This is a genomic window from Belnapia sp. AC561 (assembly GCF_979252845.1).
The window spans coordinates 1-238 of record NZ_CEEDBP010000472.1 but is presented as its reverse complement, the minus strand read 5'-3'; the positions used below and the strand labels follow the sequence as shown (position 1 = coordinate 238).

Here is a 238-nt window from a genome sequence, read left to right as displayed (position 1 = left end):
ATGTAAAGCATCGGCGGGTGGATGATCAGGCCGAAATCCTGCAGCAGCGGGTTGAGATCGCGACCATCGGCCGGTACGTTCGGCAGCAGGCGGGTGAACGGGTTAGAAATGATGATCAGAAACAGCAGGAAGCCGACGCTGATGATGCCCATCACACCCAGCACGCGGGCGAGCATCTCTTCGGGCAACTGCCGGGAGAAGATCGCCACGGCAAACGTCCAGCCGCCGAGAATCAGTG

The 238-nt window shown here is 60.1% G+C and carries 1 protein-coding gene; it reads right to left on the bottom strand.

The genetic code is table 11. From position 1 onward, the window contains the following. Positions 1-238 (bottom strand): cytochrome c biogenesis protein CcsA (ccsA, locus tag AC0IW9_RS31895; RefSeq protein ID WP_471652286.1); only part of this gene is annotated, 238 nt, incomplete at both ends.